Origin of the sequence: Pseudothermotoga sp., assembly GCA_025060105.1 — a bacterium.
GTDB lineage: Bacteria > Thermotogota > Thermotogae > Thermotogales > DSM-5069 > Pseudothermotoga_A.
In genome coordinates, this window is sequence record JANXCS010000001.1 from 1 (window position 1) to 26,848 (window position 26,848).

General features: G+C 45.6%; 26 protein-coding genes and 1 tRNA gene. 18 read left to right on the forward strand and 9 right to left on the reverse strand.

Going from position 1 to position 26,848, the window contains the following annotated elements:
* On the reverse strand, positions 1-1,064 hold a 1,064-nt coding region (locus tag NZ875_00005), incomplete at its 3' end, for a hypothetical protein (protein MCS7174126.1).
* Between the two features lie 359 nt (positions 1,065-1,423).
* Between NZ875_00005 and NZ875_00010 the strand changes: the two genes are divergently transcribed.
* Positions 1,424-3,112: an HD domain-containing protein gene (locus NZ875_00010; GenBank protein MCS7174127.1), complete on the forward strand. Its 1,689-nt coding sequence runs from the start codon at positions 1,424-1,426 to the stop codon at positions 3,110-3,112.
* A gap of 1 nt (position 3,113) precedes the next feature.
* Here NZ875_00010 and NZ875_00015 read toward each other — a convergent pair whose 3' ends face one another.
* Positions 3,114-4,445, reverse strand: coding sequence for a GGDEF domain-containing protein (locus NZ875_00015; GenBank protein ID MCS7174128.1), 1,332 nt, complete (start codon positions 4,443-4,445; stop codon positions 3,114-3,116).
* 187 nt (positions 4,446-4,632) lie between these two features.
* On the opposite strand from NZ875_00015, the gene NZ875_00020 reads away from it, so the two are divergent.
* From NZ875_00020 to NZ875_00035, 4 genes are all read left to right on the forward strand, one after another.
* A tRNA-Ser gene (locus NZ875_00020) sits at positions 4,633-4,723 on the forward strand.
* Positions 4,724-4,766: 43 nt separating this feature from the next.
* Positions 4,767-5,219, forward strand: coding sequence for a ribosome maturation factor RimP (gene rimP / locus NZ875_00025; GenBank protein ID MCS7174129.1), 453 nt, complete (start codon positions 4,767-4,769; stop codon positions 5,217-5,219).
* A gap of 12 nt (positions 5,220-5,231) precedes the next feature.
* Positions 5,232-6,266, forward strand: coding sequence for a transcription termination factor NusA (gene nusA, locus NZ875_00030; GenBank protein MCS7174130.1), 1,035 nt, complete (start codon positions 5,232-5,234; stop codon positions 6,264-6,266).
* A gap of 13 nt (positions 6,267-6,279) precedes the next feature.
* On the forward strand, positions 6,280-6,741 hold the full coding sequence (locus tag NZ875_00035) for a transcriptional repressor (GenBank protein ID MCS7174131.1): 462 nt from the start codon (positions 6,280-6,282) through the stop codon (positions 6,739-6,741).
* Here the strand turns inward: NZ875_00035 and NZ875_00040 are convergent.
* The 4 genes from NZ875_00040 to NZ875_00055 form a co-directional block, all read right to left on the reverse strand.
* Entirely contained in the window at positions 6,666-7,889 is a 1,224-nt protein-coding gene (locus NZ875_00040) for a ComEC/Rec2 family competence protein (GenBank protein MCS7174132.1), read from the reverse strand. The two genes, NZ875_00035 and NZ875_00040, sit on opposite strands and share 76 nt — an antisense overlap.
* Positions 7,890-7,963: 74 nt before the next feature.
* Entirely contained in the window at positions 7,964-9,172 is a 1,209-nt protein-coding gene (locus tag NZ875_00045; protein MCS7174133.1) for a 2,3-bisphosphoglycerate-independent phosphoglycerate mutase, read from the reverse strand.
* The gene (locus NZ875_00050; GenBank protein MCS7174134.1) at positions 9,148-10,848 is read right to left on the reverse strand and encodes a tetratricopeptide repeat protein; all 1,701 of its coding nucleotides are present in this window, start codon (positions 10,846-10,848) and stop codon (positions 9,148-9,150) included. The genes NZ875_00045 and NZ875_00050 overlap by 25 nt, the downstream gene beginning before the upstream one ends.
* Positions 10,772-11,572, reverse strand: coding sequence for a 50S ribosome-binding GTPase (locus NZ875_00055; GenBank protein MCS7174135.1), 801 nt, complete (start codon positions 11,570-11,572; stop codon positions 10,772-10,774). Before NZ875_00055 ends, NZ875_00050 begins: the two co-directional genes overlap by 77 nt.
* A gap of 61 nt (positions 11,573-11,633) precedes the next feature.
* On the opposite strand from NZ875_00055, the gene glgD reads away from it, so the two are divergent.
* From glgD to NZ875_00120, 13 genes are read left to right on the forward strand one after another with little or no spacing between them, the layout of a single operon-like run.
* Positions 11,634-12,740 (forward strand): glucose-1-phosphate adenylyltransferase subunit GlgD, encoded by a 1,107-nt coding sequence (gene glgD, locus NZ875_00060; protein ID MCS7174136.1) that lies wholly within the window; start codon positions 11,634-11,636, stop codon positions 12,738-12,740.
* 10 nt (positions 12,741-12,750) lie between these two features.
* Positions 12,751-14,013: a glucose-1-phosphate adenylyltransferase gene (locus NZ875_00065; protein MCS7174137.1), complete on the forward strand. Its 1,263-nt coding sequence runs from the start codon at positions 12,751-12,753 to the stop codon at positions 14,011-14,013.
* Entirely contained in the window at positions 14,010-15,065 is a 1,056-nt protein-coding gene (locus NZ875_00070) for a DUF4899 domain-containing protein (GenBank protein ID MCS7174138.1), read from the forward strand. Before NZ875_00065 ends, NZ875_00070 begins: the two co-directional genes overlap by 4 nt.
* Entirely contained in the window at positions 15,062-15,352 is a 291-nt protein-coding gene (locus tag NZ875_00075) for a hypothetical protein (protein MCS7174139.1), read from the forward strand. The genes NZ875_00070 and NZ875_00075 overlap by 4 nt, the downstream gene beginning before the upstream one ends.
* Positions 15,349-16,254 (forward strand): radical SAM protein, encoded by a 906-nt coding sequence (locus tag NZ875_00080; protein MCS7174140.1) that lies wholly within the window; start codon positions 15,349-15,351, stop codon positions 16,252-16,254. The genes NZ875_00075 and NZ875_00080 overlap by 4 nt, the downstream gene beginning before the upstream one ends.
* Entirely contained in the window at positions 16,251-17,564 is a 1,314-nt protein-coding gene (gene rsxC, locus NZ875_00085) for an electron transport complex subunit RsxC (protein ID MCS7174141.1), read from the forward strand. Before NZ875_00080 ends, rsxC begins: the two co-directional genes overlap by 4 nt.
* The gene (locus tag NZ875_00090) at positions 17,561-18,535 is read left to right on the forward strand and encodes an RnfABCDGE type electron transport complex subunit D (protein ID MCS7174142.1); all 975 of its coding nucleotides are present in this window, start codon (positions 17,561-17,563) and stop codon (positions 18,533-18,535) included. The genes rsxC and NZ875_00090 overlap by 4 nt, the downstream gene beginning before the upstream one ends.
* Positions 18,532-19,200: an RnfABCDGE type electron transport complex subunit G gene (locus NZ875_00095; protein MCS7174143.1), complete on the forward strand. Its 669-nt coding sequence runs from the start codon at positions 18,532-18,534 to the stop codon at positions 19,198-19,200. The genes NZ875_00090 and NZ875_00095 overlap by 4 nt, the downstream gene beginning before the upstream one ends.
* Positions 19,197-19,799, forward strand: coding sequence for an electron transport complex subunit E (locus NZ875_00100; GenBank protein MCS7174144.1), 603 nt, complete (start codon positions 19,197-19,199; stop codon positions 19,797-19,799). The genes NZ875_00095 and NZ875_00100 overlap by 4 nt, the downstream gene beginning before the upstream one ends.
* Complete coding sequence (locus NZ875_00105) at positions 19,796-20,371, forward strand: electron transport complex protein RnfA (GenBank protein ID MCS7174145.1); 576 nt, start codon at positions 19,796-19,798, stop codon at positions 20,369-20,371. The genes NZ875_00100 and NZ875_00105 overlap by 4 nt, the downstream gene beginning before the upstream one ends.
* A 10-nt stretch (positions 20,372-20,381) precedes the next feature.
* Positions 20,382-20,669, forward strand: coding sequence for an RnfABCDGE type electron transport complex subunit B (locus NZ875_00110; GenBank protein ID MCS7174146.1), 288 nt, complete (start codon positions 20,382-20,384; stop codon positions 20,667-20,669).
* A complete protein-coding gene (dprA, locus tag NZ875_00115) occupies positions 20,656-21,675 on the forward strand; it encodes a DNA-processing protein DprA (protein MCS7174147.1) in 1,020 nt (339 codons plus the stop codon). The genes NZ875_00110 and dprA overlap by 14 nt, the downstream gene beginning before the upstream one ends.
* Before the next feature lie 5 nt (positions 21,676-21,680).
* Positions 21,681-22,901: an acetate kinase gene (locus tag NZ875_00120; GenBank protein ID MCS7174148.1), complete on the forward strand. Its 1,221-nt coding sequence runs from the start codon at positions 21,681-21,683 to the stop codon at positions 22,899-22,901.
* Here the strand turns inward: NZ875_00120 and NZ875_00125 are convergent.
* The 3 genes from NZ875_00125 to NZ875_00135 are packed head-to-tail and all read right to left on the reverse strand — an operon-like array spanning position 22,888 to position 26,844.
* Positions 22,888-23,574 (reverse strand): methyltransferase, encoded by a 687-nt coding sequence (locus tag NZ875_00125; GenBank protein ID MCS7174149.1) that lies wholly within the window; start codon positions 23,572-23,574, stop codon positions 22,888-22,890. The two genes, NZ875_00120 and NZ875_00125, sit on opposite strands and share 14 nt — an antisense overlap.
* The gene (locus tag NZ875_00130; protein ID MCS7174150.1) at positions 23,546-25,120 is read right to left on the reverse strand and encodes a hypothetical protein; all 1,575 of its coding nucleotides are present in this window, start codon (positions 25,118-25,120) and stop codon (positions 23,546-23,548) included. The genes NZ875_00125 and NZ875_00130 overlap by 29 nt, the downstream gene beginning before the upstream one ends.
* Entirely contained in the window at positions 25,117-26,844 is a 1,728-nt protein-coding gene (locus tag NZ875_00135) for an ABC transporter ATP-binding protein/permease (protein ID MCS7174151.1), read from the reverse strand. Before NZ875_00135 ends, NZ875_00130 begins: the two co-directional genes overlap by 4 nt.
* Positions 26,845-26,848 lie beyond the last annotated feature (4 nt).

A 26,848-nucleotide genomic window follows, 5' to 3' on the forward strand; every position in this document is an offset into this window, starting at 1 on the left:
GTCTCTACATCAAAAGCATCCTCATCTTCAAAATTGTCTATGTTGAACAGAACTACTAACCGGCCTTCAGCTTCGATTGCAAAGTTGATGTTGCACTTTATATCGTAAATTCTTCCGAATTTTTCAATGAACTTGAGCCTTTCATCGTCCATTCTTGAGTCTACAGAGACTATGTATTTTTGACGGTTTATAGAGTAAGGTTTATTTTTTGTCCAAGTTCTGACTTCTTCTTCGGTGTAGGTTATCTTGGAAAGGCCTTCCAGTTCGTATCCGACCGCAGCTGTGTAAACATAACGATCGTTCTTCTTCACTAAAACACTCCCACCTTGAGCTTTTGGAATCGCTTCGATCGCCTTTTCAAGTAAAAATTGATACATCTGCTCGATCTTCGTACCTTGAAGGTATCTCTCCGTGATGTCGAGTAATGCTTGCTGAACCTTCCTCAGGTTGGATTCTTTGACGAGAGCTTTCAACCTTCTTCTTGATTCAAATAACAAGCTCAGCAAAAAGACGGTGGCACTGCTTGTTATCGGCACAGCCCAAGAGGGATGATCCATCACTGGTATCGTTCTTGCATATTTCAAACCGAAGACGAAATCTTTGCCACGATCCACTATCTTGATCTGGCTGATTCCCAATTCTTCAAGCAACTTTTGAGCATCCACGATCAAAAGGACTATTCTATCAGTCAAGCACAATGAAGCATCATCGTTGCACACGGCCATGTGAAACACGAGCTTACTCGAAGAAGACGTTATTTTGTACAGTTCAAAATCTATCTTTTCAACTTCGACTATTTCTGCTTTTTCGACCATAGGGTAACTGTGTTTTAAATCTTCGAGCCATTTTTCAAGTTCTTCCGATTTGTTTTCAGAAACACATTCGTACATTGTATCCCATTGAAAATAACTAGCGCTCACGTTGCTGGCCGTTCTCTTTACAAATTTTTCGTAAGTGCTTCTGATCTGTCGAACTTGAAATTCAAGATGGTTCAGCCTGAGCATGTATAGAGCAACGAAGAGCCAGAGAAAGACTGTCAGTGCTATGATGAAAGATCTGCGCACACCACATTCCCCCACGCTTTCTGAAATGCTTTGCATATTTTCTGCTCACTATAGATTGAACACTTCAAAGTCTTTCCTCACAGCGGTTCGTTTGAAATGGATGTAGACTCAATGCAATTTGTTATTTATATTATACAACTTGTTTCTCACGCTTGACAGATAGCTGTAAACTTCTTTTGTTTCGATTTCTATGGAGTTTTTGAAGAATCGAATGAATCGAATAGTATAATATGCGGTGAAAATGTACAGCGTTTTGCAAAGATTTGAGCTTGCTCGGTCGAAGAAGCTTTCTGTGTCTTATCTTTTGAAAATGATTTTCATGTATAAAATTTGGTCCTTTCCGAGTGGGTGATTCAGCTGTGAAAAGTATCAAGGGAATTTTGAGGAATAACTCTGTATTCATAGCGATGTTGGTGATAACGTTTTCAGCTTTGGTTGGTGCTTTGAGTGTACGTGAAAGAACATTTCATAAAGAGTATCAAGAAATCAGAAAGGTTTTCAACACGATCAATTCCGTCGTGGCAGGTAGAGAACCTTTCGATGTTTTACTACCAACCATGGAGAAATTCGGTTTCGATTCTTCCAAATATAAGGAGCTGTTATCGAAATACGAATCGGGTATGAGCAATAGAGAGTCGGTGATAGCTGAGATCAGAAGTTTCACAACTCACCTCAGAACCTATGAAGCTCGTCTTATTCAAGAATATGAACGGTTTTTATCTGTCTTGATCTGGATTTCTTGGTTGAGTCTACCATTGTTAATCATTCTTTTGATCTGGCAGAACTTAAACGTGAGAAGGTTTGTCAACAGGACGATCGAAAAGTTCGTCGAGATCTCCAATAAGTTTAACTTGTCTCCTATCGATATCGAAGAAGCTGAGTTTGAGGAGGAAAAAAGGATAAACAGTATCCTCAGAGAAATGAATCTAGTTCAAAGCGTGTACAATGTTTTGAGATCGATTCCACCCCAGTCTTCCATCGAGGATTTCATATACGCCTCTGGACCTTATCTGTGCGATCTTTTCAACTCGCAAAGGTTTTCAGTGGCGCTAATCGATACAAATTCAGATCAGATCATCGCAGAGACAGCTTATCTATCCGATTCAAAAATTAAGATGCATCTAAAACCAGGTTTTTCGCAGAGACTTTTTGAAACATCGCTCTCTACGATGTTGAAAGAAAACCAAAGGAGCAGGATCATAAACGATCTGCAGGCTCACTTCAACAAGACCAACTCGAAATCCACCGATTTGATCTTGAAAGAGGGATTCAGATCCAACATGACCGTTTTGGCTACAGTGAACAATGTTCCGTTTGGCTTTTTCTTCCTTTCATCGATCAATAAAGATAATTACAAAGAGAGGGACAAGAGATTGTTCGAGTTCGTCTCCGAGATCTTGTCTCAGAGGTTGTATTATTCGTTGACATCGCAGAAACTCGTGTCACACTTCGCAGCCAGTCTCACAACTTTGGCGAAATTCAGGGATGCCGAAACGGGCAACCATGTAGAACGAGTTGCTTGGTATTCGAGGATAATATCGGAGAGTTTGGAATTGAGCCCGAAGCTCGTCAGAATGATTTTTGAGTTCGCTCCGTTGCACGATATCGGCAAAATAGGTATATCAGATTCCATACTTTTCAAGCCTGGGCGTCTGGACGCGCGAGAATGGGAGATAATGAAGAGCCATGTGGAGATAGGTGTAGAGTTCGTGAAAAGTTTTACCAGTAGGGTCAAAGACATCTTGAATGCGGACAGCTTGAAATGTATGTTGAACATAATCTCTGATCATCATGAAAGGTACGATGGAAAAGGTTATCCAAAAGGCAAAAGTGGTGAGCAAATAAGCATAGAAGGTAGGATCGTGGCGATATCTGACGTTTTCGATGCTTTGACTTCGGTGCGACCTTACAAAAGGGCTCTCTCTTTTGAAGAGTCGTTACGAATAATCGTTGAAGGAAGAGGCACGCAGTTTGATCCTAAAGTCGTCGATGCCTTTTTGCGTGAAGAGCATAAAATCAGAGAAATATACGAAAAGTTCAAAGATTGATCTATTGAGTATTTTGGTTCAAATTAGAATTTTCGGTGCGCTTTTTCCTCTTCATTTCGTAGAGCGAGATGTCGGCACTCTGAAGGGCCGTTTCGTAGTTCGATTTACCAGAGAACTCGGCTACCCCATAACTGATGCTGACAGGGAAGTTGAAAGGATTTTCTGAAGAAAGTATGTTTTTGATCCTCTGAACTGCCTTGACGGCGTTGTAAGAACTCGATTCGCTCAGAATCAGAATGAACTCGTCCCCGCCATAACGTGCCGCTATGTCTGATGATCTGATAGCTTTGGCGATGCTCCGACCAACGAATTCTAAAACTCTATCACCAACCTTGTGACCGTAAGTATCGTTTATACTCTTGAAAGCATCCACATCGATGAGAACAACCGTGGATGAACTTTTGTTTCGTTCGATGATCTCTAAATGTTTCTTCACGATTTCTTCGAAAAACGATCTGCTGTACAGTTTGGTCAAAGTATCGTAGTACGCTATCCTCTCCAATTCTTCCTTTTGAGATTTTATTTCCGTCAACATGGTATTGATGGGATCGATCAGAGATTGTACGATGAGACCGTGCAACAAGACGTAGTAGGAGAAAAATCTAGACGCATGGCCAAGAAAGTTGAAAAATCCATAGACGTCTGTGTAAAGTGTGAAGAAGAACTCTCCCAGAGCGGTCAGTAACATACTGATCGTTATCTGGGTGCAGAAGCATGGTCTTTGTTCTTTCGCCTTATGATGGAGATGTTGAATGTCGATCACCACAGCCAATGCTAAAGCGATTAACACATATTCCATGGTGATTTTGAAGGGTGTCAATCCCGAACCTTCGATTAGACAATCTGGAAATTTTTTGAAAAAGATCGATAGCAAACCTGCGAAGGTCATAGAAGCGGCTATCGAGATGAAATACAAATTACTTTTGTTCCTGAGTCGAAGGGGAAAAAGCAGGAACATTCCAAAAACTTCCAAGGACCTACCTAAGATCCACAGTTGTGTAGGTTCATTGGCCGTCCAATTGGGAAATATGTTCATACCCTTGTACCCCAGGGTATGAACGAAATCCACTGTGGAAACGAACAAATAGAGAAGACCGATCTTTGTAAAAAGTCTGTTTTTTGAAGTGTTGATGGTCGTTATCGATATGAGGGTCAGACTCAGACCGACGAAGATCGCGAAAAATTCTATGACGGTATGGTAGAGCAAGTAGTTCACGAGAGAAACCTCATAAAGTACGCCGAAGATGAGTATGAGTGATACTGTTATCAGAACAGAAGGTTTCCAAATTGTTCTTTTGGAAAGTTTATCTTCTGACTTCTTCATTAGATCCATGTTAGAACCTCCCATTTCGCGTTTGGAAAACGTGGAGTTTATCCCTGATCAAAATTTATGTTACCACGAGGATCGAAAGGAACTTTTATGTTTCAAAATCCATCGAAAGCTAGGTGGAAGTTTACAACAAGTTTTTTATACCTGACCCATCGGATATGGTATAAATAAAGTTGCAAGGGTTCAAATCGGAGAGGTGGCCGAGCGGACTAAGGCGCACGCCTGGAGAGCGTGTGGTGGTCAAAAGCCACCCGTGGGTTCAAATCCCACCCTCTCCGCCAGGTACCGGGACAAATGTCCCGGTTTTTCGATAGTAGGGAGGCTCTGTACATGGAGAACGTTTTGATTTCCATAAGACCTGAGGTGGAAAAGATTTTGCAAAGTATGGGTCTTGAGTTGTTCGATATTTCTTTTAAAAAAGAACGTGGACGCTGGGTGCTCAGGATCGTGATAGACGATCCAAGCGGATATGTGAGTATAGCTCAGTGTGAAAACGTCTCGGTGAAGGTTTCGGATTACTTGGACCGTGAAGATCTCATACCTCACAGTTATGTGCTCGAAGTGTCTTCGCCTGGCCTCGATAGGCCTTTGCGCGGTTTGAACGATTATAAAAGGTTCACTGGAAAACTCGCAAAGTTTTGGCTTTCAAACGGTAGGGTACTGATCGGAAGAATAGAGAGTGCGGATGAAGATCAGGTCGTTCTAGATGTGCTTGGAGAGAAGGTCAAGTTCAAGCCAGAAGATGTGAAACGCAGTCGGCTCGAGGTTGAATTTTAGGAGGTGAGATTTATGAATTTGAACCTTCTTGAAGCTTTGGACCAGCTGGAGGAAGAAAAAGGTATATCCAAAGACGAAATCATAGAGATATTGGAGAGAGCTCTGGTCAGTGCGTACAAGAAGAATTTTGGTACCAGTAAGAACGTGGAAGTGAAGATAGACAGAATGACTGGCGATATCCAGTTGTTTCAAGTGTTCGATGTGGTCGAAAAGGTGACGGACGAGTTGACACAGATGAGCCTTGAAGAGGCACGGAAGATAGACCCATTGACGAATATCGGCAAGAAGGTTTACAAGAAAATAAACGTCAAGGAGTTTGGAAGAATCGCCGCGCAGACGGCCAAGCAAGTGCTCATACAGAGGCTTCGAGAGCTCGAAAAAGAAAGACAGTACGAACATTATTCGGGTTTGGCTGGTGTGGTCACCACCTGCGAGGTGATACGTGTTACACCTGACTGGGCGGATGTGCGGGTTGGTAAGATAGAAACAAGGCTTTTGAGGAGGGATTGGATCGCAGGTGAGACAATCAAACCTGGTGATCTGATAAAAGTCTACGTGGTGGACGTTCTGAAGGACAAGAAAGGTCCAAAAATCTTGGTTAGCAGGGCTGTTCCAGAGTTCGTCATAGGTCTGCTGAAGCTTGAGGTGCCCGAGGTGGAGAATGGAATTGTTCAAGTGAAGGCCGTCGCTCGGGAGGCGGGCGTGCGCACGAAGGTCGGCGTGGTTTCGACCAACCCACAGGTGGATCCAGTTGGCGCGTGCATAGGTGAAGGTGGCAGTAGGATCGCGGCGATACTGAAAGAGTTGAAGGGTGAGAAAGTGGATGTGTTCAAATGGTCAGATGATCCGAAGCAACTCATAGCGAACGCGTTGGCACCGGCCTCCGTTGTGAGCGTTGAGATACTCGATGCGGAAAGAAAGGCGGCCAGAGTCTTGGTTCCTCCAACGCAGTTGTCTTTGGCCATAGGTAAAGGTGGGCAGAACGCGAGGCTTGCGGTCAAGGTGACTGGATGGAAGATAGATATAAAACCCGTCATGAACGTTTGAAGGGAGGTAGAGCATGCTCTACGAATCTTTGAGGAAAGAGTTGAGGTCCAGAAAGTACAGAATGACCGCCCAAAGGGAGATCGTTTTGAAGATTTTTGCCGAATCCGATGAGAGACATCTAGGAGCCGAAGATGTCTACAGGAAACTCTCTGAAAAGAGATACAGGATAAGCAAAGCTACAGTCTATAGAACTGTGGAACTCCTCAGCAGGCTTGGTTTTCTAAGAAAACTCGAATTTGGAGAAGGTGTGTATCGCTACGAGCTCGCCACTCCGAATGCTGAAACGTTGCACCAGCACTTGATATGCAAAAGCTGTGGTGAACTTCTAGAGATAGACGAACAGATCGTCAAGCAACTGGTTCAGAACGTAGAAAGGCAGACTGGTTACATCGTGAAGGATTACGATGTCAAATTCTTCGGCTTGTGTCCAAAATGCCAGAGCAAGAGTAGAAATACTGCTGAAGAAAGTATGTAGAGAGGAAAGCTTTTAGAGACGTTCAAAAGTTTTGAGGAAAATTCGATCAGTCTTTGCAGAATCCAAGCGAAAGGTGTTGCACCGCGGAGTAGTGTGGCCGCGGTGTTTTGTAATCCTACCATGAGGAGAAACATGGCTAGAACACTCGCCCAGAGCATCGGTGTTGCGAGCAACACGGCTGGAACACTGACCAATGGAGCAAGCACGTTCACAACCGAGAAGAGAAACAGAAACGGACTCACACTGATGAAGGCTGAAAGTGATATCAACATGCTTTTGGCAAGATTGTTGGTGTTTTTGATTCCATCTTGGATCGAAATGAGTGTGGCTGCAGCGGCGTAGCTCATCATGAAGGATGGAGATAAAAGAATGAACGGCTCGACCAGAAGATTCAACGTTGCGACCAACCCGAGCAAGTTCAGCGGTTCTATGGGATAGTCCATCAATTTAAAGGCGTTCCAGATCGTTAAAAGCAGAACGGCTCTCAAAGCCGATGGAGAAGGACCAGTCATGGTTGCGAACAGAACTGTGAACAGGTTGGATAAGGGCCTTCTTATGAAAAGGCTGTGTGTGAAGAACGATATCAAGATGTCGAAGAGTGTGTAAACTATGCCAACGTGTAAACCAGAGACAGCGAACAGATGTGCAAGACCGCTCTTTCTGACTTCTTCGGCTCGGGAAGGATCGAACGTTGGATCTGAGAAAACGAGCGTTGCGAACAGTTCGAAGTGATCTTTCGTATTTTTCGCGAGTAATTCTGAAAATTTTTCCTTGAACTTTGAGAGTTCGGAATGGACCTTGTCAAAACCTTTGGCTGAGTATGTGTTTCCTGCAGCGAAGAAAGGTTTCATCACTAACGGAGGATAGGCGAACTGGAACTGGAGTTCTCCGAAAGCATAGAAGGATTCTCCGACTTGGATGTCTTTACTGTGTATCTTAACCTTGTGAAGGCATCTTTTCCACCTGTTGTTCTGAAAGATCTTCACGTTCGTAGCGATCACGTAGTTTGATCTTTTGATCTGCGCATATCCCACCACTTCGTAGACACCGGAGTATCTATGCACCGAAGCGAGGAAACTTCCAAGACAAAAAAAGATCGCAAGGAGTGTTAGATGCTTCTTTTTAAAAAACAAAAGCAACAAGGTCAAGAAAGTGAAAGGAAAGACTGGGGAGCAGAGCACCCCAGCCGAAAAACCGCAGAAAGATGCCAGCCAGAAAAATCTCATGCACCGAATTTTTCGAGTCTCAGTGCGTGCGCGAGGATCAGTCCCATCACGTCCACCGCGTAGATGGTTCCCAGACTACCTCTGGCACATTCGAATTCGTCGAACGAGCTGCTCAAACCTCTTCTGGTGTGTTTTGAGTGGATCATCAGCGGTACTGGATGCCAGCTGTGTGACTTCAAGCTCACGGGTGTGGAATGGTCTCCCGTGACGACGAGAACGTCCGGTTGGAGTTGTAACAGGATCGGTAATACTCCATCGACTTCTTCGATGACGTGTACTTTTGAATCGAAATCACCATCTTCACCGTAAGAATCGGTCTTCTTCACGTGCACATAGAAGAAGTCGAAATCTTTCCACGCCGTTTTCACCGTTTCAAACTCTTCTTTCACCGTGTTGCCAGTTTGAATGACCTCCATGCCCACCAGCTTCGCTATACCCCTGTACATGGGATAGGTCGCCACTGCGGCAGCTTTGAGTTTGTAAACTTGAGGAAACTGTGGCAGCTTTGGGTATTTGGAAAATCCACGTATCAAAGCACAGTTCATCTTCGGCTCGTTGGAAAGTACCTTCCTGATTTCGTCTAGGAGTTTGTTGACGATCCGAGAGGTTTTTTCAGCCTCGGCGACCAACGGTTGTGTGTAGATGAAAGGTTTACCCTCTTTTTGTGGATCCGCGTCGGACAGTCTGTCGTCCAGTCCGTCCGCTGTGAGTTTCACGACGAATCTGTGCTCTTTTCCAGGATAAAACGAAATCTTCACATCTTCGATGGATTGGATGGACCTTGCCAATTTTTCAACGACTTTGGAGCTTTCTTCGGTGGAAGGCCTTCCAGCCCTCCGATCCACCACGATGTTTCCTTGAATTGTGGCGAAGTTCGCCCTAGCCACGACATCTTTTTCGCCCACGGGCACGTCTGAACCGAGCGCTTCGAGTATACCGCGTCCAATCTGATACTTCACAGGATCGTAGCCAAAGAGTGCAAGATGTCCCGGTCCACTTCCAGGCGTGACGCCGTGCATGACGGGTATGGTCTGTCCGAGATCTGACTGCTTCGCAAGTTGATCGAGGTTAGGTTTTTTCGCCACTTGCAAGGGAGTTTTACCCTTCTCGTTGGGTACATCACCGACGCCGTCCATAACGAGCAGGACGATCTTAGTACTTGCCGGCTGAACCAATTCACTCAGAATGTGCTGTCTGTCGTACACCTTATCACCTCCAAAATGTTCGTACAAAGACACTTCAGATTTTCATCTTTCATTGCGATCACTTCTTCGAAGGTCGGCTTCACAGAGAGGACCTTCAGCGAAGTGAGGAAAACTTCACTCGCCGAACTGAAAATTCTGCCCTCAACTTCTTCCATAGAGAAACTCTCATCTTCAACTTGTGACACTTTTTTCGCAAATTCCCAACTGTATTCTTGAAGATCGAAGACCACATCGTTCACGTAAGGCTCGAGTTCAAAACCTGCATGTGTCCTCACATGCATCAGCAACCTGGTCAGAGCGATGGCGACGGCGAGCATCGTTCCACTTGGGCAGAATGCGACGACGGCCTTGGTCACGTTCTTTTCCATCGCGATGGGATCCTCACTGCTCGCCAAGTTCACGGCGAGTAAAAGTTTTATTTGGTTGGCATCATCTATCCGTTCATCCTGCATGGGCAGTAGCCCTTCTCTTATCTGTTTCGATCTTTCGTTCTCTGGCAATAAGAAAGCGAGACGTTGAACGTTCAGTTCTCCTCTGACGAGACACTTTTTGACTTTCAAAACGAGTTCTTCAACACAGTTTGAAACTTTCAATGGCCCTCTCCAATCGTTCAAAAAATCCAACAGTTCGAAGGCTTTGGGCTGGAAATGCTGTGGAACTTTTTTGAGTAACTCAAGCCCTTCTTTCTTGTCGACAAACACAGTGAGCAAAGCTCTGTTGTAATGAATGAAGGCATCTTCGCTCAGTTGGCAAGCTTTGTCTATGTGGATTTTCGCTTCCTCATAAAAGCCGAGTCTTCGAAGACACAGTGCGTACTCGTTCAAAAGGATAGGATCGTTCGGCATTCGCTCGGACAACTTTTTTAGAAGGTTCAACGCTTCGAAGTGCTTCCCAAGCCTAGATAGGGTGTGTGTGAGGTTGAACGCACTTTCAAAATCTTCTTTGTTCAACTCCAACGCTCTTTTGAGGGCCTTCTCTGCCCTTTCGTATTTCTGCGTCATGTTGCACGCGACACCGAGACGTGCGTGGGCAAGTTGAAAGTTTGGATCTTTCTGCGTGGCAATTTGATAAAAGTCACACGCGATTCTGACTTCCCCCATCTCCAAGTAGCAGTCACCTATGCGAACCACAGGCAAAAGAAAACTCTGATCCAATTCAAAAGCTTTTTGGTATTCTTCAATAGCCTCTTCGAATTCTTTTCTCGCACGCAAGATGTTTCCAAGCTCATAATGGGCAAGAGGAAAGTTTGGATTTCTTGAAATGCACGAACGGAAACATATCTCAGCTAGTTCGTATTCTTTCTTTTTGACATAAATGAGACCTTTGAAAAAATCGTACCGATAATCTTTTTCTATCCTGCCTGCCTTCTCGATGTATTCGTTCGCCGTTTCCAAATCGTCCACGTTCAGAGCGGATTTGACCTTCTCGTAGTAGAAATAGACCAAGTACGATTCATAGTAAGGATCTTTCGAAACGGAACACTGTGCTTCGAGTCCTCTCAGTATAACGTCGAGTGGGATTTTGTTTTGATCCACAACCAACGGGAGATCCTCTGCAAGGATCGGCAGTTTCACTGGTAAGTTCAATTGCTTAGCTTTGTCAGGTTTGAGTGGGAGAAAGACTATCGCTTTTATCTCGAACCACCTCCTGTGGGGTTTCGAAGCTGAGCTTTCCAAGCTTTCCCTGTGCGATGCTGTTGAAAAAGCTCACTCTCGCTCTGTCTAGATCAGCCGTTCCACCTTTAGAAAGCATCTTTTTTTCTAGAGCATATTTTTCCAAAAAGGCGTTGAGATCCTGTTCTTCAAGGTTGGAAACCTTCGCATATAGCTGGAAAGCATGTTGCAACACTTTTTCGTCCACCATGTCGATGCTGAGACCACCTATGAGGAGCAGTTTCGCGCCGAGTTCGACGCTCCAAAGCTCTGGTAAAAGCAAGCCTGGTGTGTCGAGTACCCTGAACAATCCCTCCACTGAGAACCACTGTAGTGATCTGGTGATACCTGGAACGGCACCAACCTGTGCCGAGCGTTTACCTTTCAGTTTGTTGATCAAGGTGGATTTCCCAACGTTTGGAACTCCGACCACGGCGACGAGCGAGCCACGATCGATCTTTTTGGCCAAAAAGTCGATGAGCTTTTTTCTATCAATGTCTTTTTCGAAGATGAACACTTCCTCGTTTTTGGATCGAAAGTAGTTTTTCCAAAGTTCTGTCACCTTCAAATCGGCGAGGTCTGATTTACCTAGAAAGATCAGATTCTTTTTCGCTCTGAACGGTTCTCTACTGTAAGATCTTGTGGCCATAGGAGCGCGAGCATCCAAAAGCTCTATGACCACATCGATCAATCCGATCATTTTGGATAGCTGTTTCGAAGCCTTGGCCATGTGTCCTGGATACCACATATCGTTTCCTCCTCAAAGATTGTAGCATCGCGGTGGTAGAATAAGGCTGGAGGGTGGTCTTTTGAGAGTCCTCGGTTTGATCTTGGCCGGTGGCCACAGTGAATCGCTTGGTCCTTTAGTTTCGAAGCGTGCAAGTGCTGCTCTTCCCGTCTTCGGAAAGTACCGCGCCATAGATTTCACACTGAGCAACATGGTCAATGCGGGTATCAGAAAGGTCGGTGTGCTGACCCAATACAATCCTCGAAGCTTGATGGACCATCTCGGTTCGGGAAAAGAATGGGACTTGGATAGAAAAAATGGTGGTTTGTTCATCTTGCAACCTTACGTGAGTGCTGAAGGTTCATACTGGTATCAAGGCACGGCGGATGCCATTTTCCAAAATATGACGATCTTGAGGCGCGGAGAAGAAGACTATGTGCTCATAGGCTCTGGAGATCACATATACAAAATAGACTTCACCAAAGTTTTTGAATTTCATTTCTCAACTGGCGCGGACATCACGCTTTTGGTGAAATATCTCGATGAGACTTACGATCTCACGAAGTACGGTATCATGCAGATGGAAGGGCACAGGATCGTTTCGATCGAAGAGAAACCCCAGCATCCCAGAGGCAATCTGGCCTTTTTGGGGATCTATTTCATGAACAAATATTTGCTGATGGAACTTCTCTATAACTACGTTACAAAAGGTGAGAACGATCTGCTCAACATAATCGTAGCGCAACTTTCCAAGCTGAAGGTGCACGGTTTCCTCTTCAACGGCTATTGGAGGAACGTTAAGAAGGGTATAGACGAATATTTCAGGATAAACATGGACGTGTTGAAGAAAGAAATAAGAGAAGAACTTTTCTACAAGTACGGAAAAGTTTACACAAAGCTGAAAGATCTTCCACCACCCAAGATCGGTTCGAGTGCCGTGATCAAGAACAGTATCATCTCGGATGGATGTATAGTCAACGGACATGTGGAAAATTCTGTGCTTTTCAGGGGCGTTATCGTGAAGGCAGGAGCGATAGTTGAAAACTCTGTGGTCATGCAGGATACGGTGATCGAGGAAGGTGCAATAATAAAGAACGCGATTTTGGACAAAGAAGTGTTGATCAGACAACAGAGCAGACTCGTTGGGAAAGAAAAGTTAGCGGTGTTGGAGAAGAGGGCCGTTCTATGAGGTGGTTCGGATGAGACGAGTGCTCGCCTTGATACTCGCTGGAGGCCATGGTAAACGACTCGGTGTCCTCACCGAAAAGATAGCCAAGCCTGCGGTGCCTTTCGGTGGAAAGTACAGGCTCATAGATTTCACGTTGAGTAATTGTGTCAATTCAGGTATATACCACGTGGGGGTACTCACTCAGTACAGACCTCACCTTTTGAACAGCCACATAGGTATTGGAAGGCCTTGGGATTTGGATAGAAAGAAAGGTGGATTGGTCATACTGCAACCGTATTTGGGTGGAATTGCCGGTTGGTACAGGGGCACCGCTGATGCGGTTTATCAGAACATGGAGTTCGTGGACGAAGCCAATCCAGAGCAAGTATTGATACTTTCAGGAGATCACGTGTACGCGATGGACTACAACGATATTTTGGATTTTCATATACTCAAGAATGCTGAAGGAACGATCGCTTGCATGGAAGTACCGATCGATGAAGCGAGCAGATTCGGCATCATGGTGACAGACGTTGAGTCTCGCATAATCGATTTTGAGGAAAAGCCAAAAAAGCCACGATCGAACCTCGCATCGCTCGGTATTTACGTTTTCAATTGGTCCTTCTTGAAGGAATATCTCATCAAAGATGCGGAAAACGAGCAGAGCACGCACGATTTTGGCAAAGATATCATTCCCAGATTGATAAGGGAAAACAGGCGCATCTTCGCCTTCAAGTTCAACGGTTATTGGCGCGATGTAGGTACCATCAGATCTTATTGGGAAAGCAACCTTGAACTCGCAAGACCTTTACCACCGTTGAATCTGTACGACAGACATTGGAGATTCTACACACAGACTGAAGAAATGCCACCAGCTTACTGTGCACCAGAATCGAGGATCTCGAACTCCATCATCAGTGAAGGTTGTGAAATACATGGAATCGTGGAGAACAGCGTGCTGTTTCAAGGAGTGCACATAGGAGAGGGAAGTACGATCAAAAACAGTGTGATCATGACTGGTACCGTCGTTGGGAAAAATTGTGTAATTGAGAACAGCGTCATCGCTGAACGTGTGATAATAAAAGATAATGTGCAGATTGGGGTCGGCAACGATGCGCCAAGTCAGCTCGATCCAGAGGTGTACACGGGATTGATCACAGTCGTTGGTATGTATTCGATCATTCCCGAAAATGTTCGCATTGGGAAGAACTGTGTCGTGGGCGTTGGAGTTTCTGAGAAAGATTTCACTTCCAGTGAGATTCCATCAGGTGGTTTTGTTCTGCACGGAGAGTGATTCTTCTGGACTTTTACTTTGTGGCTTATAAGATTAAAAGCAGAATAACGGCGGAGTTCGGTTTTGGTTTTTTCTTTGGAAAGATCAACGATCCTCCAGAGTACGATGTGTTCGTCGTGCCGACCAGACTGGTCAATCAAATCGTTCTCGATTTGAACGCGGACTACGGAAGCTTCGTGAAATCCTTCAATCAACAGAAAAATAGGCTTTTTGCTCAGTATCCCGAAGTTGACGATATGTCCAGAGAACTTCTCAACTATTTGAAGAGCGCGATCAACATGAGGGGGCCTCAACTTTTCGGTGCCGAGATAACTGCCGCTGTAAAGGATGGTGATGAAGAGCTCGTCAGATACATAGTTCAAGAGTTGTTCAAAGATTGGGCGCCTAAAGTTGAAGCCGATGTGGCCTTCAAACAGCTGAGTTATGAGGATATATCTGCCGAAAGTTACATGCAGCTCTGGGAGGAATTCGAAGCTGAAAATCTCAGTGAAGTGATGAAACGAGCAGATTTGATAGAACTTCCCGAAGTCTTTCCCTTGGTCGATCCCGTGATGGGTAAACCTCTTTCAGAATTCGATCTTGGTGATACAGTGTTCTTTTTGATTTTGAGTGTGAAGGATAAGGAAAAATTTGAAAAGCTCAAACAGTTGTATCCAAAACATTTCTCCCAGACTAGGAACGTGGTCCCGCTTTCAGGTACGTTGGTCGCGAAAGAACTGGTGAAAGGAAAAAAGGGTGAGTATTATTTGATAAAGGTCGATCTTGGAGAGGGATTGATAGGCAAGGGAATGGTTCAGAAATCGATCAAGATCATGGCAGACTATACGAGGTTTCAAGAAAAAGTTTCGTCGGCCTCGATCGGTCAACAAGAGTGGGAGAAAAAGCTCGATCAGATGGTGAGTGCTGAACAACAACCAAAACTGGTGCAAACTGTTCCAACTAAGCCTGAATTTTTCACGAAAGTTGGAAGTGGAGATTTGCTGATGGCATTTTTGATAACTTTACTCATAATCGGAATACTGCTGATCGTGTCGTATTTCTTTTTGATATGAAAAGAGGTTTTCTACTGCTCGATGCCGTGGTAGGAATGTGCATTTTATGCACCGTCGTTGGAATAGCGTTCTCTTGGGTGAAGAACCAAAGGAAGATCGTGGAAAGGTTGTACATCACGGATCTTGCGCATCGTACCGTGGTGAACGTGTTGGTGAGGAATTTGACGTCTTCGAAGATCGATAAAGAAATACTCAACGGTTTTGAATTGGTTCGCAATGATGGTAAGATTGTTTTGAAGTTCAATAACCAGCTTTTCCAGTACGAGGTCGAAGGTGGTCAGCGTTGACGTTGAGGTCCTCAGTTGGAACACTCTACAGACTCGGTTTGAGGAAAGGGTCGGTGGAGAGTTTAAAGACGGCGTACCTCATGCTCGATGGTGTGTGCATGTTCAACTGCAGTTATTGCACACACGCTTCAACTGTCAAAAATCTTTCCTACCTCAGCAGAGTGCTCTGGCCAGAGGTGGAAGATCTTTCGTTTTTTTTCGAGAGATTGGCACACAGTGACTTTGAAAGGGTCTGTGTGCAAGTTGTTTCTTATCCAAAATTTCAGAAAGATCTGTTTGAACTCATAGAGCGTTTGAAAGCTTCAAACAAAGCCATCTCTGTTTCAGTAAGGGCAGTGAGTTTGGATCTTGTGAACGAACTGTTCAAGCATGGTGTAGATAGGTTGGGGATAGCGATCGATGTCGTGAATGAGGAACTTTTCAGAAAATTTAGGGGCGGAAATCTACTCGAATTGAAACGCTTGATAGAAACTTCGGCTCGATCCTATGTGAACAGGATAACGACGCACATCATCGTTGGACTGGGGGAGAGCGATAAGGAACTCTTCGAGACGATGGTTTGGTTGAGGGACATCAACGTTGAAACTGCTCTGTTTGCTTTCATACCTTTGAAAGGAACCATTTTGGAGAGCCATCCAAGACCTTCAATCGAGAGGTATAGAAAGATACAACTTGCACGTTTTCTGATCTACAGAGGTTTAGAGCGAGTCATCGAGTTCGAAGGTGAAACGATCAAAAGCTTCAAATGGCTCCCTTCAGATTCATACAGAGCCTTCCTGACGAGTGGTTGTCCTGACTGTACTAGACCTTACTACAACGAAAATCCATCCGGTCCACTCTACAACGTTCACTCTGAAGAGTTGTTGAGAGCGATGTCGAACTCGCTGGAGGTGATAGGGTGAAACTTTTGACCTTCAAAGGTGGCACACATCCACCAGAAAAGAAAGAATTGGCGAGAGAAAAACCTTTGGTGAAGATGGATCCACCTCAATTCGTGTACGTGTTTTTGTCGAACCATGCGGGCGCACCGTCGCGACTCGTGGTGAAGGAAGGCGATTCGGTTAAAACAGGTCAAACGATCGGTGAACCGGGCGGATTCATCTCCGCTTACCTCCATTCACCGGTTACAGGTGTGGTACGTAAGATAGACAAGCTTTATCATCCGGTGCAGGGTCGTCCCATGGAGGTTGTGGTGATCGAGCGAACCGACGAAGATCGATGGCAGTTGCTCGAACATAACGATTGGGAAAATCTCAGTAAAGAACAATTGTTGGAGATCATAAAGCGTGCAGGCATCGTTGGTCTCGGCGGAGCCATGTTCCCGACTCACGTGAAGTTGAACCCACCGGCTGGTAAGACGATAGATACGTTCATAGTGAACGGTGCGGAGTGCGAGCCGTATCTCACGGTGGATCACAGACTCATGCTCGAAAAAGCCGAGGACCTCGTGCTCGGCATGAAGATAGTGATGAAGATACTCAACGCGAAGAGGGCTTACATAGGTGTAGAGTCCAACAAGGTGGATGCTTATGAGCATCTCAAAAAGGTCTGTTCTGATGGTTCCATAGAAGTTGTACTTTTAAAAACTAAATATCCACAGGGTGCTGAGAAGCAACTGATCTACGCCATCACGGGGAGAAAGGTACCAGTCGGAGGTTTACCTATGGATGTTGGAGTCATCGTTCAAAACGTTCAAACTGTGATCGCGATAAAACAGGCTGTGATAGACAGAAAACCTTTGATAGAGAGAGCTCTGACCATAACGGGTGAAGCTATCAACAACCCGATGAACGTTGTGGCGAGGGTAGGTACCACCATCCAACAGCTCGTCGAGTTTGCAGGTGGATTGAAGGAAGACGCAGAGAAACTGATCATGGGAGGCCCCATGACTGGCATAGCGGTGAACAGGTTGGACATTCCCATCCTCAAAGGCACTTCTGGGATCACCGTATTACCACACGAAAAAGAAGCTGTCAAAAAGCCTTGCATCAGGTGCACCAACTGTGTGATATCTTGTCCTATGGGTTTACAACCATATTTGCTCTATCTGCTCGGTAACAAGAAGAAATACGATCAAGCAGTCGATGAGGGACTCATGGCTTGTATAGAATGCGGTGTCTGTGCTTATGTGTGCCCATCGAAGATCGATCATGTGAGAGTTATAAAGCTCACCAAGAGGGTGTATCAGGCATTGAGAGGTGGTAAGAAATGAAACTCTTAGTGAGTGAAGCTCCACACATAAGAACTCAAGATTCAGTCAGGTCCATAATGTTGGACGTTCTTTTGGCATTGGCACCTGCAGTGGCGATAGCCAGCTTTTTCTTCGGTTGGTATGCGCTCTTTCTCTGTCTCTTTGGAGCAGTCTCGGGTGAGTTGATCGAATGGTTCATAATGAAGGTACTTCGCAAGCAAAAGGAGTTCAGTTTCGATTTGAGTGCCGCCGTCACTGGTCTTTTGCTCGCGATGAACCTTCCACCCACAGCGCCGTGGTGGCTCTTACTGATAGGCCTTTTGGTCGCACTCGGTGTTGCGAAGCACGCTTTCGGTGGTATAGGTCAGAACATCTTCAACCCCGCGCTCGTTGGAAGAGTTTTCCTGTTGATTTCTTTTCCCACACTGATGACCAAATGGACCAATCCAGTGAGAAACTTCAGTAAATCCGCTTGGGATGCGATGACTTCGGCGACCGCACTCGGCGTACTGAAGAATGAAGGTTTCTCAGAAGTTGTGAAAAGGTTCAGTTACGTTGATTTGTTCTTTGGAAATGTGGGTGGATGCATCGGAGAAACCAGCGCTTTTGTCCTCATTCTCGGCTTCATCTATCTTCTGTACAGAAAGAGGGTCAATCCGATCATACCTGCAGCTTACATCGGCACGGTCTTCGGCTTTGCGAGCATCATGTATTTATTGAACGCAGAAAGATTTGGAACACCGCTGCTACACATCCTCAGTGGTGGTCTCTTTCTGGGTGCACTGTTCATGGCCACCGACATGGTCACCAGTCCCATGACGTTGAAAGGCCAAGCGGTGTTCGGTGTTGGGTGCGGTGTGGTGACGATGATCGTCAGATTGTTCGCAGGATATCCTGAGGGTGTGTCGCTCGCAATATTGCTCATGAACGCACTCGTACCTCTCATAGACAGGATCTTCAAGCCGAAGATCTTTGGGGAGGTCAAGGTATGAAAGAATACATCAAAACAGGAATCATATTGATGGTTTACTGCACCATCGCTGGTTTTGCGTTGGGATTTGTTTACCACATAACGAAGGATAGAATCGCTCTGACCGAGATACAGGAAAAACTCGGCGCCGTCGAGACCGTTTTAAAAGATGAAACAGGAAACTACATCGTGCCGTTGGATCAGTTGAAGTCCGTGGTTTCGCAGACAGATCAGGAAGTGAAAGTGATCTTTGAGAACGCCAAGGGAAAGGTTTATTCTCCAATCTACGAGTTCGACTCGCCTCAGGGGAAAGTTTATGTGCTCACGGGTTCGAGCCTCGGTTACGGTGGACCCGTGACGGTCGTTGCGTGTTTTGTGAAAAAATCTGAAGGTTTTTCACTGTTTTCTTTGAAAGTGACGGACTTTTCCCAAGAAACGCCTGGTCTGGGAGCAAAGATCGGCGAAGAAGAGATACAGAGAAGGTTTTATCCTATGGAAGCTTCAGCCATAGCCAACGGTGTTAGGGTCGATAAAGACGCAAACTTAACGCATCTGTCGGCCGAAGAAGCCAAAAAACAAGGTGTTGCAAAGGTGAGCGATGTGATGACCGGAGCAACGATCACACCACGTGCTGTGGCGAACGCACTGAACGCCATGCTTGATTACCTGTCGGAGGTGAAAAAATGAGCCGACTCAAGGAGTTCACCAAAGGCTTTTTCAAAGAGAACGCCACGTACGTTCAGGTGCTTGGTATGTGTCCCACCCTCGCCGTGACCACGAACGCGATCAACGGTTTTGGAATGGGGTTGGCAGCAACGGTGGTACTCACACTCTCCAATGTGGCGATATCTTCCGTCAGGAAAGGTGTGCCGAACAAGATCAGAATACCTGTGTTCATAACTCTCATAGCGACTTTCGTCACCATAGTCGATCTTTTGATGCATGCGTTCATGTACAGCCTGTGGAAAGCGCTTGGTATATTCATACCTTTGATAGTGGTCAACTGTATCATAATGGGACGTGCGGAAGCTTACGCTTCAAAAAACGATGTTTTGAATTCAACGCTCGATGGTCTTGGGGTTGGACTCGGTTTCACTGGCTCGCTCGTACTTCTGGGTTCGATCAGAGAAATTCTTGGTAATGGAACGGTCTTTGGTTTGAAACTTTGGGAAGGGTTCAACATGTTCGCTATGATCCTTCCACCTGGTGGTTACATGACTTTGGGATTACTCGCAGCGCTGTTCGGCTGGATCGGTTTGAAACGCAAGAGAGGTGAGCAGAAATGAGGGTGTTCTTGATACTCTTTTCTGCTTTGTTGATAAACAACTATGTGTTTATAAGGTTTCTCGGAATATGTCCGTTCCTGGGGGTTTCTAAAAAACTCGATACGGCCATAGGTATGGGCTTTGCTGCCACATTCGTGTTGGTTATGTCTTCTGTGATAACTTGGTTCGTCAACCTGTTGCTCGTCATGGCTGGGTTGGAATTCCTCAGAACGGTTTCTTTCATACTCGTCATAGCCACGTTCGTTCAGTTCGTTGAATTCGTGATAAAGAAGAACAGTCCAACTCTGTACGAAGCTCTAGGGATATACCTTCCACTGATCACGACGAACTGTATCATTCTGGGTGTTGCCATACTCAACGCACAGGCGAAATACAGTCTCTTAGAAGCTGCGTTCCACGCACTCGGAGCAGGCTTAGGTTTCTTGGTCGCGCTGGTGATATTCGCGGGTATAAGAGAAAGATTGGAGCTTTATGAACTACCGAAATCGTTCGAAGGTCTTCCAATAGCTTTGATCTTGGCATCGATCATTTCCATGGCGTTCATGGGTTTCCAAGGGCTCATAAAGCTGTGAGGTGGTCGTCGTGTTGATCGTCTATTCGACTTTGCTCATGTCGATCCTTGGATTCACTTTCGGTACATTCCTCGCTTATTCGGCGAAAAAGTTTGAGGTGAAGGAAGATCCGCGTGTTGAGCTAGTCAAAGCGGTTTTACCCGGAGCCAACTGCGGTGCTTGTGGCTATGCTGGTTGTGAGGCTTTTGCGAAGGCAATCATAGCCGGTAAAGTGACGCCGGAAATGTGCACCCCAGGGAAGGCTTCCGGTGTGGCTGAGAAAATAAAGGAGATTTTGAAACAGAATGCACCCAATTGAAATCTTCGCCTTATGGAAGTTCGGCAAGTACGATTTGAATACTTTGAAGAACTTCAACGAAGAATTCGAATGTCTCGAAGAAGTTTGTAAATCGAAATTTTTTGAGCTAGAAAGAATCGATTTTGATGCTGTAAAGAGATTTGCAGACGAGCAGATCGAACAAGCAGAGAAAAAAGGAATCAAGGTGTTGAGTCTTTGGAGTGAGGATTATCCTCCGCTTCTTAAAGAGATCGCATCACCTCCCATCGTGCTGTTCTACCTTGGGGATGCAGAGTTGTTAAAGCGTGATTGTATCTCGATAGTTGGTACAAGAAGGATGACAAGCTACGGTAAGAAAGTCGCGCACCAGATTGCTTTCACGGTAGCACAGGCAGGCATCGTTGTGGTCAGTGGTCTTGCCTTTGGTATCGACAGTTGCGCACACAGTGCGGCACTCGAAGCCGGAGGAAAAACCATCGCTGTACTTGGAACCGGTGTCGATGTACCGTACCCCGTCTCAAACAGAAAAATCTATGAGAAAATAGTTCAAGATGGATGCGTTGTGAGCGAATTTCCCCTTGGAACCAAGGCGATGAAGCAAAATTTTCCCATGCGAAACAGGATCATCGCCGGTCTGAGCAGAGCCACCGTGGTGGTTGAGGCACCAAAAGACAGTGGAGCACTCATAACCGCACGCTTTGCAGTGGATATGGGACGTGATGTGTTCGCAGTTCCCGCCGACATAGATAGATCTTCCAGTGAAGGTTGCAATTGGTTGTTGAAAATGGGAGCAATTCCTTTGACTGATCCGTCGCAGTTGCTCGATCATTATGGGCTGAAGAGTGAATCTAGTGAAGAGAAAGATGGATTTTTTGATATCTTCTCGAAAGGTCCTCTATATTTCGATGAGATAGTGAACCTTTTGGGGGTTGAACCGTCGCAGGTTTTGATGCTGTTGACGGAGTACGAACTGTCGGGAAAGATCACCAAGCTCGAAGATGGTCGATATCATAAATTGGGGAGGTAGATCGTGTGAAGGTGCTCGTCGTGAACTGCGGGAGTTCTTCAGTTAAATATCAGTTCATCGACATGAACGGTGAAAAAGTTCTGTGCAAAGGTCTTGCCGAGAGGATAGGAATAGAAGGCGGTAGACTGGTGCACCGTGTGAACGCAGATAAACACGTCATCGAGAAGAACATGAAGGACCATGAAGAAGCCCTCAAGTTGGTTCTCGAAATCCTTGTGGATCCAGAAATAGGCGTCATCAAATCTCTTTCTGAGATCGATGCGGTTGGTCACAGGGTCGTACACGGCGGTGAGAAATTTGCAAGTTCTGTTCTCATCGACGAAGAGGTGCTGAAGGTTTTGGAGGAAAATATTCACCTCGCGCCGCTGCACAACCCACCGAACATTCTGGGAATAAAGGCCATCCAGAGGTTGTTACCAAACGTTCCTAACGTCGGCGTTTTCGATACGGCGTTCCACCAGTCCATACCGAAGAAAGCTTATTTGTATGGTTTGCCCTATGAGTTTTATGAAAAGTTCAGGATCAGAAGGTATGGCTTCCACGGAACCAGTCACAGATACGTTTCGAAGAGGGCGGCAGAGATACTCGGAAGAGATTATTACGATTTCAAAGTGATCACGTGTCATCTCGGCAACGGTGCTTCTATAGCCGCGATCAGACACGGAAAGTCCATCGACACTTCCATGGGATTCACACCCCTGGAAGGGTTGGTGATGGGTACCAGGTGTGGCGACATGGATCCAGCGATCGTTATTTATCTGCAACAGAACCTTGGAATGTCTGTCGATAAGGTCTACGATCTTTTGAACAAAAAGAGCGGTATGCTGGGTTTGACGAACAATTTGAGTTCAGACATGAGGGACATCGAGGACGCTGCGATGGCTGGAAACGAAATTGCTCAACTCGCACTCGACATATACGTGTATCGCATCGCGAAATACATTGGTGCTTACGCAGCGGCGATGAACGGAGTGGATGCGATCGTGTTCACAGCGGGCGTTGGTGAGAACTCGCCCTATGTGAGAGAGAAAGTGTGTGAATATCTTGGCTTTCTCGGTGTGAAGATCGACAGACAGTTGAACAACGTGAAGGGCGTTGAGAGGATCATAAGCACACCTGACTCCAAGGTGGCTGTGATCATAGTGCCGACGAACGAAGAACTCATCATCGCCAGAGATACTAAGTACATAGTCGAGAACAAAGTGAAAGAACTCAAGCTCTTTTGAGCACAACTGGGGGCTCGATTTTCAAACCGATGCCCCCATTTTTCACACCTTTCACGATCATCAAAACGGCGTTCCTCTTTGGTTCACCGTAAACTGGTACCAACCATTTGGGTTGCAGTTTCCTTTCTAAGAATTTCTTCGTCCAAAACATCAAATGTTCACAAGATAATACGAAAACGAACTTTCCTCTATTTCTTAGAAGATAGAACGTTGCTTCAATGAACGTTTCCGCCTCTTTCAAGTTTGAGGATCTGCTCTCGCTACGGAGCTTTGATGGACTTGGAACACCTGTTAAATGATGCGGTGGATTACAGATGACTAAATCGAATTTTTCAGCCTCGAAAGCCATTCTGACTTGTTCACAAGATACGTTGTGAACGAACATTCTGCCCTCAAGAGAATTCAATCTCACCGTTTCGTGCGCGGCATCAGCTAAAAGTGGATTCTTCTCTATCGAGTAAACCACGATATCGTGATTCATCGCAAGATAAGCTGAGACGATACCAATTCCACAACCCAATTCGACTACTAGATCACCATCCTTCGGCCTTGCGTACCATGCCAGCAACGTGGAAGCGTGCGTGGGTCGGTGATCCTTACCGAGGTCTGGAACACGTACATTTCTCAACAAGTTGGGATCGAAATCATCTTTGAACGATCTCGACGAAGCCAAACTTCACTATCTCTCCCATGGTTTGAGTTTTGGAAAGCTTCCACCTAGAGTCTCTCAACTGTAGCGCTTTACTGCCGGTTAGTACAGAAGCGAATGTTTCTATCACAGAATAACCATTGGCTGAAACTGCCAAATCGCCGTTGATCTGTGTACTCCTCACACGTAGTACAGAAAAGTTCTGTACATCTATGCCGACCTTGCCACTGACCCAGCTGTCAACAAGTTCGAGGTTGGAAAGATCCGAGATCGAAACGGCCGCGTTGGACGAATAAAAGGTGCAAGAATACGCTCTCATTTTGGAACTTTGAGACAGCTTGAGCTGAGACATCTTTGAATTCAACATGGTTGCATCACCACAGTTGAGAATCTCCAAGTTTTCGAATTCGCAGGAATCTATCCACAGCTTTCTCACGTTTTCTAGGATCAATCTTTCTGCCTTAACGTTTTTGAGAGTCAGTAGCGATGAACGGGTCAAGCGGATGTTCGCTGTTGACAAATTCACATTCGACAACCATACACTCGTGGCACCATCTACGAAGACGTTCGATTCTATCTTTGCGCCGTTGACGATCAATTTACCGGATTCCACCACAACCAAATTCCCAGGACCTGTAACCTTCGAATTTTGTTGTAACACCAACGTCCCTCGCACGATCAGCTCACAATTGCTGTTGATCTTCAAAGTTGCACCTGGTCTCAAAACAACCATCTGTCCTGCAGGAATGACTATTTTTCCAAAGACGGCGTGTTCTGATTGCAAGGAGCAACTGTCAGCAAGGCTCATGATGATGGGATTTTGATATTGGACGAGTTTGCCGTCTTTATAATAGAGTGCTGGAAAGCTTTCATTGTTCGCACTGTCTAGGTCACACACGAAAACGAACTGGTCTGACAGTTCACTCGCCCTAGTTTCGAAAGCCTCGATGGCACCATCGCGTACTGTGTAGACTCTATGCACGCGGTTTGAAATTATCTTGCCTTGATTCACCTGTGGCGAACTCGGAAGTGTGGATACGACGATGAACTTGTAAGTTTGATCGACCGTGTTTCCGTTGCTATCTTTGCAGATGATTCTCAGTCTTCTCTCACCAGAGTTCAAAAAGAACGTGTCGATTTCGAGTTTTCCATACTTTGGTGGGTCGATCTTGTTACCATCCACGTAAACGGTGTACTTCAACGTTCTTGGATCATCCCAATCGTCTTCCACAGAGACGTCCATCACGAGTTTTCCGAGTGAGACATAGCTTGGAACTTTCAATTTCATCTGTGGAGGATTGTCTTTGTTGGCATCGATGCGAAGGATGATGCGCGAACCTTTGACGCCGGCTTTGATCGGTGTCAAGATCAACGTTGTGTTGTAATTCTTTCGCCAAGGCACAACCAGCTTTGATGAAGGGAGTGTGATCTTGTTCTTCTCGATCTCTAGTTCGACTTCATCGTAGCTTTCCAACCCCGTGATGATCAGCTGTGAACTTTTGAAATGATATCTCACCGTTGCGAAAGCGAGACAACTCAAAAGGAGAAATAGAATTATTGATCTTCTCATCTTGCGAGCTCCTCTTCGATCATCTGACGTCTGAACATGCGCGCGTACAAACCATCCAGATTCATCAATTCTTCATGTGACCCTCTTTCAACGATCTTCCCATCGTCCAACACTATGATCAGATCAGCATCCTTCAGTACTTTCAATCTGTGGGTTATGACGATCATCGTCTTTTCCCTGAATTGACTCCTCAGAGAGTCTATGATCTTTTCCTCCGTCTCAGGATCGACAGCCGAAAGACAATCGTCGAAAACGAGCACGTCTTTGTCGCTGTACAAGGCGCGTGCGATGGTGACTCTCTGTCTCTGACCACCGGAGAGCGTCACACCCCTTTCCCCCACGACGGTGTCATAGCTTTCTGGGAACCTCACTATCTCGTCATGGATCGCAGCCAATTTTGCGCATTCCACCATTCTTTCCGTGTCTATGTTTTCTTGAGCGAAAGCGATGTTCTTTTTTATTTGATCTGAAAAAAGGAAAGATTCTTGTGGTACAAAAGCGATCAAGCTGCGTATGTTTTCGGAAGTTATATCGTTTATATCCACATCGTTGACAAAGATCCTACCACGCTCAACGGGGTAAAGCTTTGTGAGTAACTTCACTATCGTTGACTTACCACTACCCACTGTTCCAACTATACCGATCATTTCGCCTTTATTTATTGAAAAGCTCACATTTTTGAGTACCTCTCTCTCTGTCTCGGGATATCTGTAGGTGAGATTTTCAAACCTTATCGATTCAACACGGTCAATTTTGACGGGCTTGCCTGGTTCTTTTATCTGTGGTATTTGCTGCATCACTTGCATGATCCTTTTGTAAGACGCTCTACCACTCTGAACCATGTTTAAAACCCATCCGAGGGCCATCATGGGCCACGTGAGCATACCTAGATAGGAGTTGAAAGCGATGAAGTCACCCAGACTGACTTGACCTTTCACGACCATAGGTCCACCGAAGAACAAGGCGAAAACGTGTGCCAAGGCAGCCAGAAACGTCATCAGAGGAAAGAAGACGGACGAAACCTTGGCGAGCGATACACCTGCTTTGTAGCTCTTCCAGGAACGTTCTTTGAACATTTCCCAGAACTTTTCGTTTGCAGCAAAGCTTTTCACTATTCTTATACCTGAGATCGTTTCTTCGGTCAACTCGCTGACTGCTGAGAATTGGTTTTGAACTTCCATGAACCTTCTGTGGATGATACGGCCGAAAAAGAGTGCCACCAGTGCCAAGGCAGGTAACGGTATGGACGCGAGCCATGTCAACTTCCAGCTCACGGTCTTTCCCATGAACAGGACAGTCATCACAGCCATGAACGTGGCATCCACGGTCATGACGACACCTTGAGCGAGCGCCATTCGCACAGCTTGTAAATCGTTGGTGAACTTCGCCATCAAATCGCCGCTGCGTACCTTATCGAAATAGCCGATTGAAAGCGAAAGGAGCTTATCGAAGAGCGTTTTTCTGGCGAGATATTCAAACCGTCTCGCGTTACCTATGATGAAGTATCTCCAAAAGAAGCGCAGAATGGTTATAGCTAAAGCTATACCAACGATCCATCCGACAGCGACTGTTACGAAACCTATATTTGGATTGTCCGATCTCAAGTGATCAACCACGCGTCCGATGAACCTCGGAATATAAAGTTGCAGAAGATCCACAACGATGAGCGTCAAGATACCCACAAGATAACTGAACCAATGTTTTTTGACGAAGTCAATGAGCACAGGC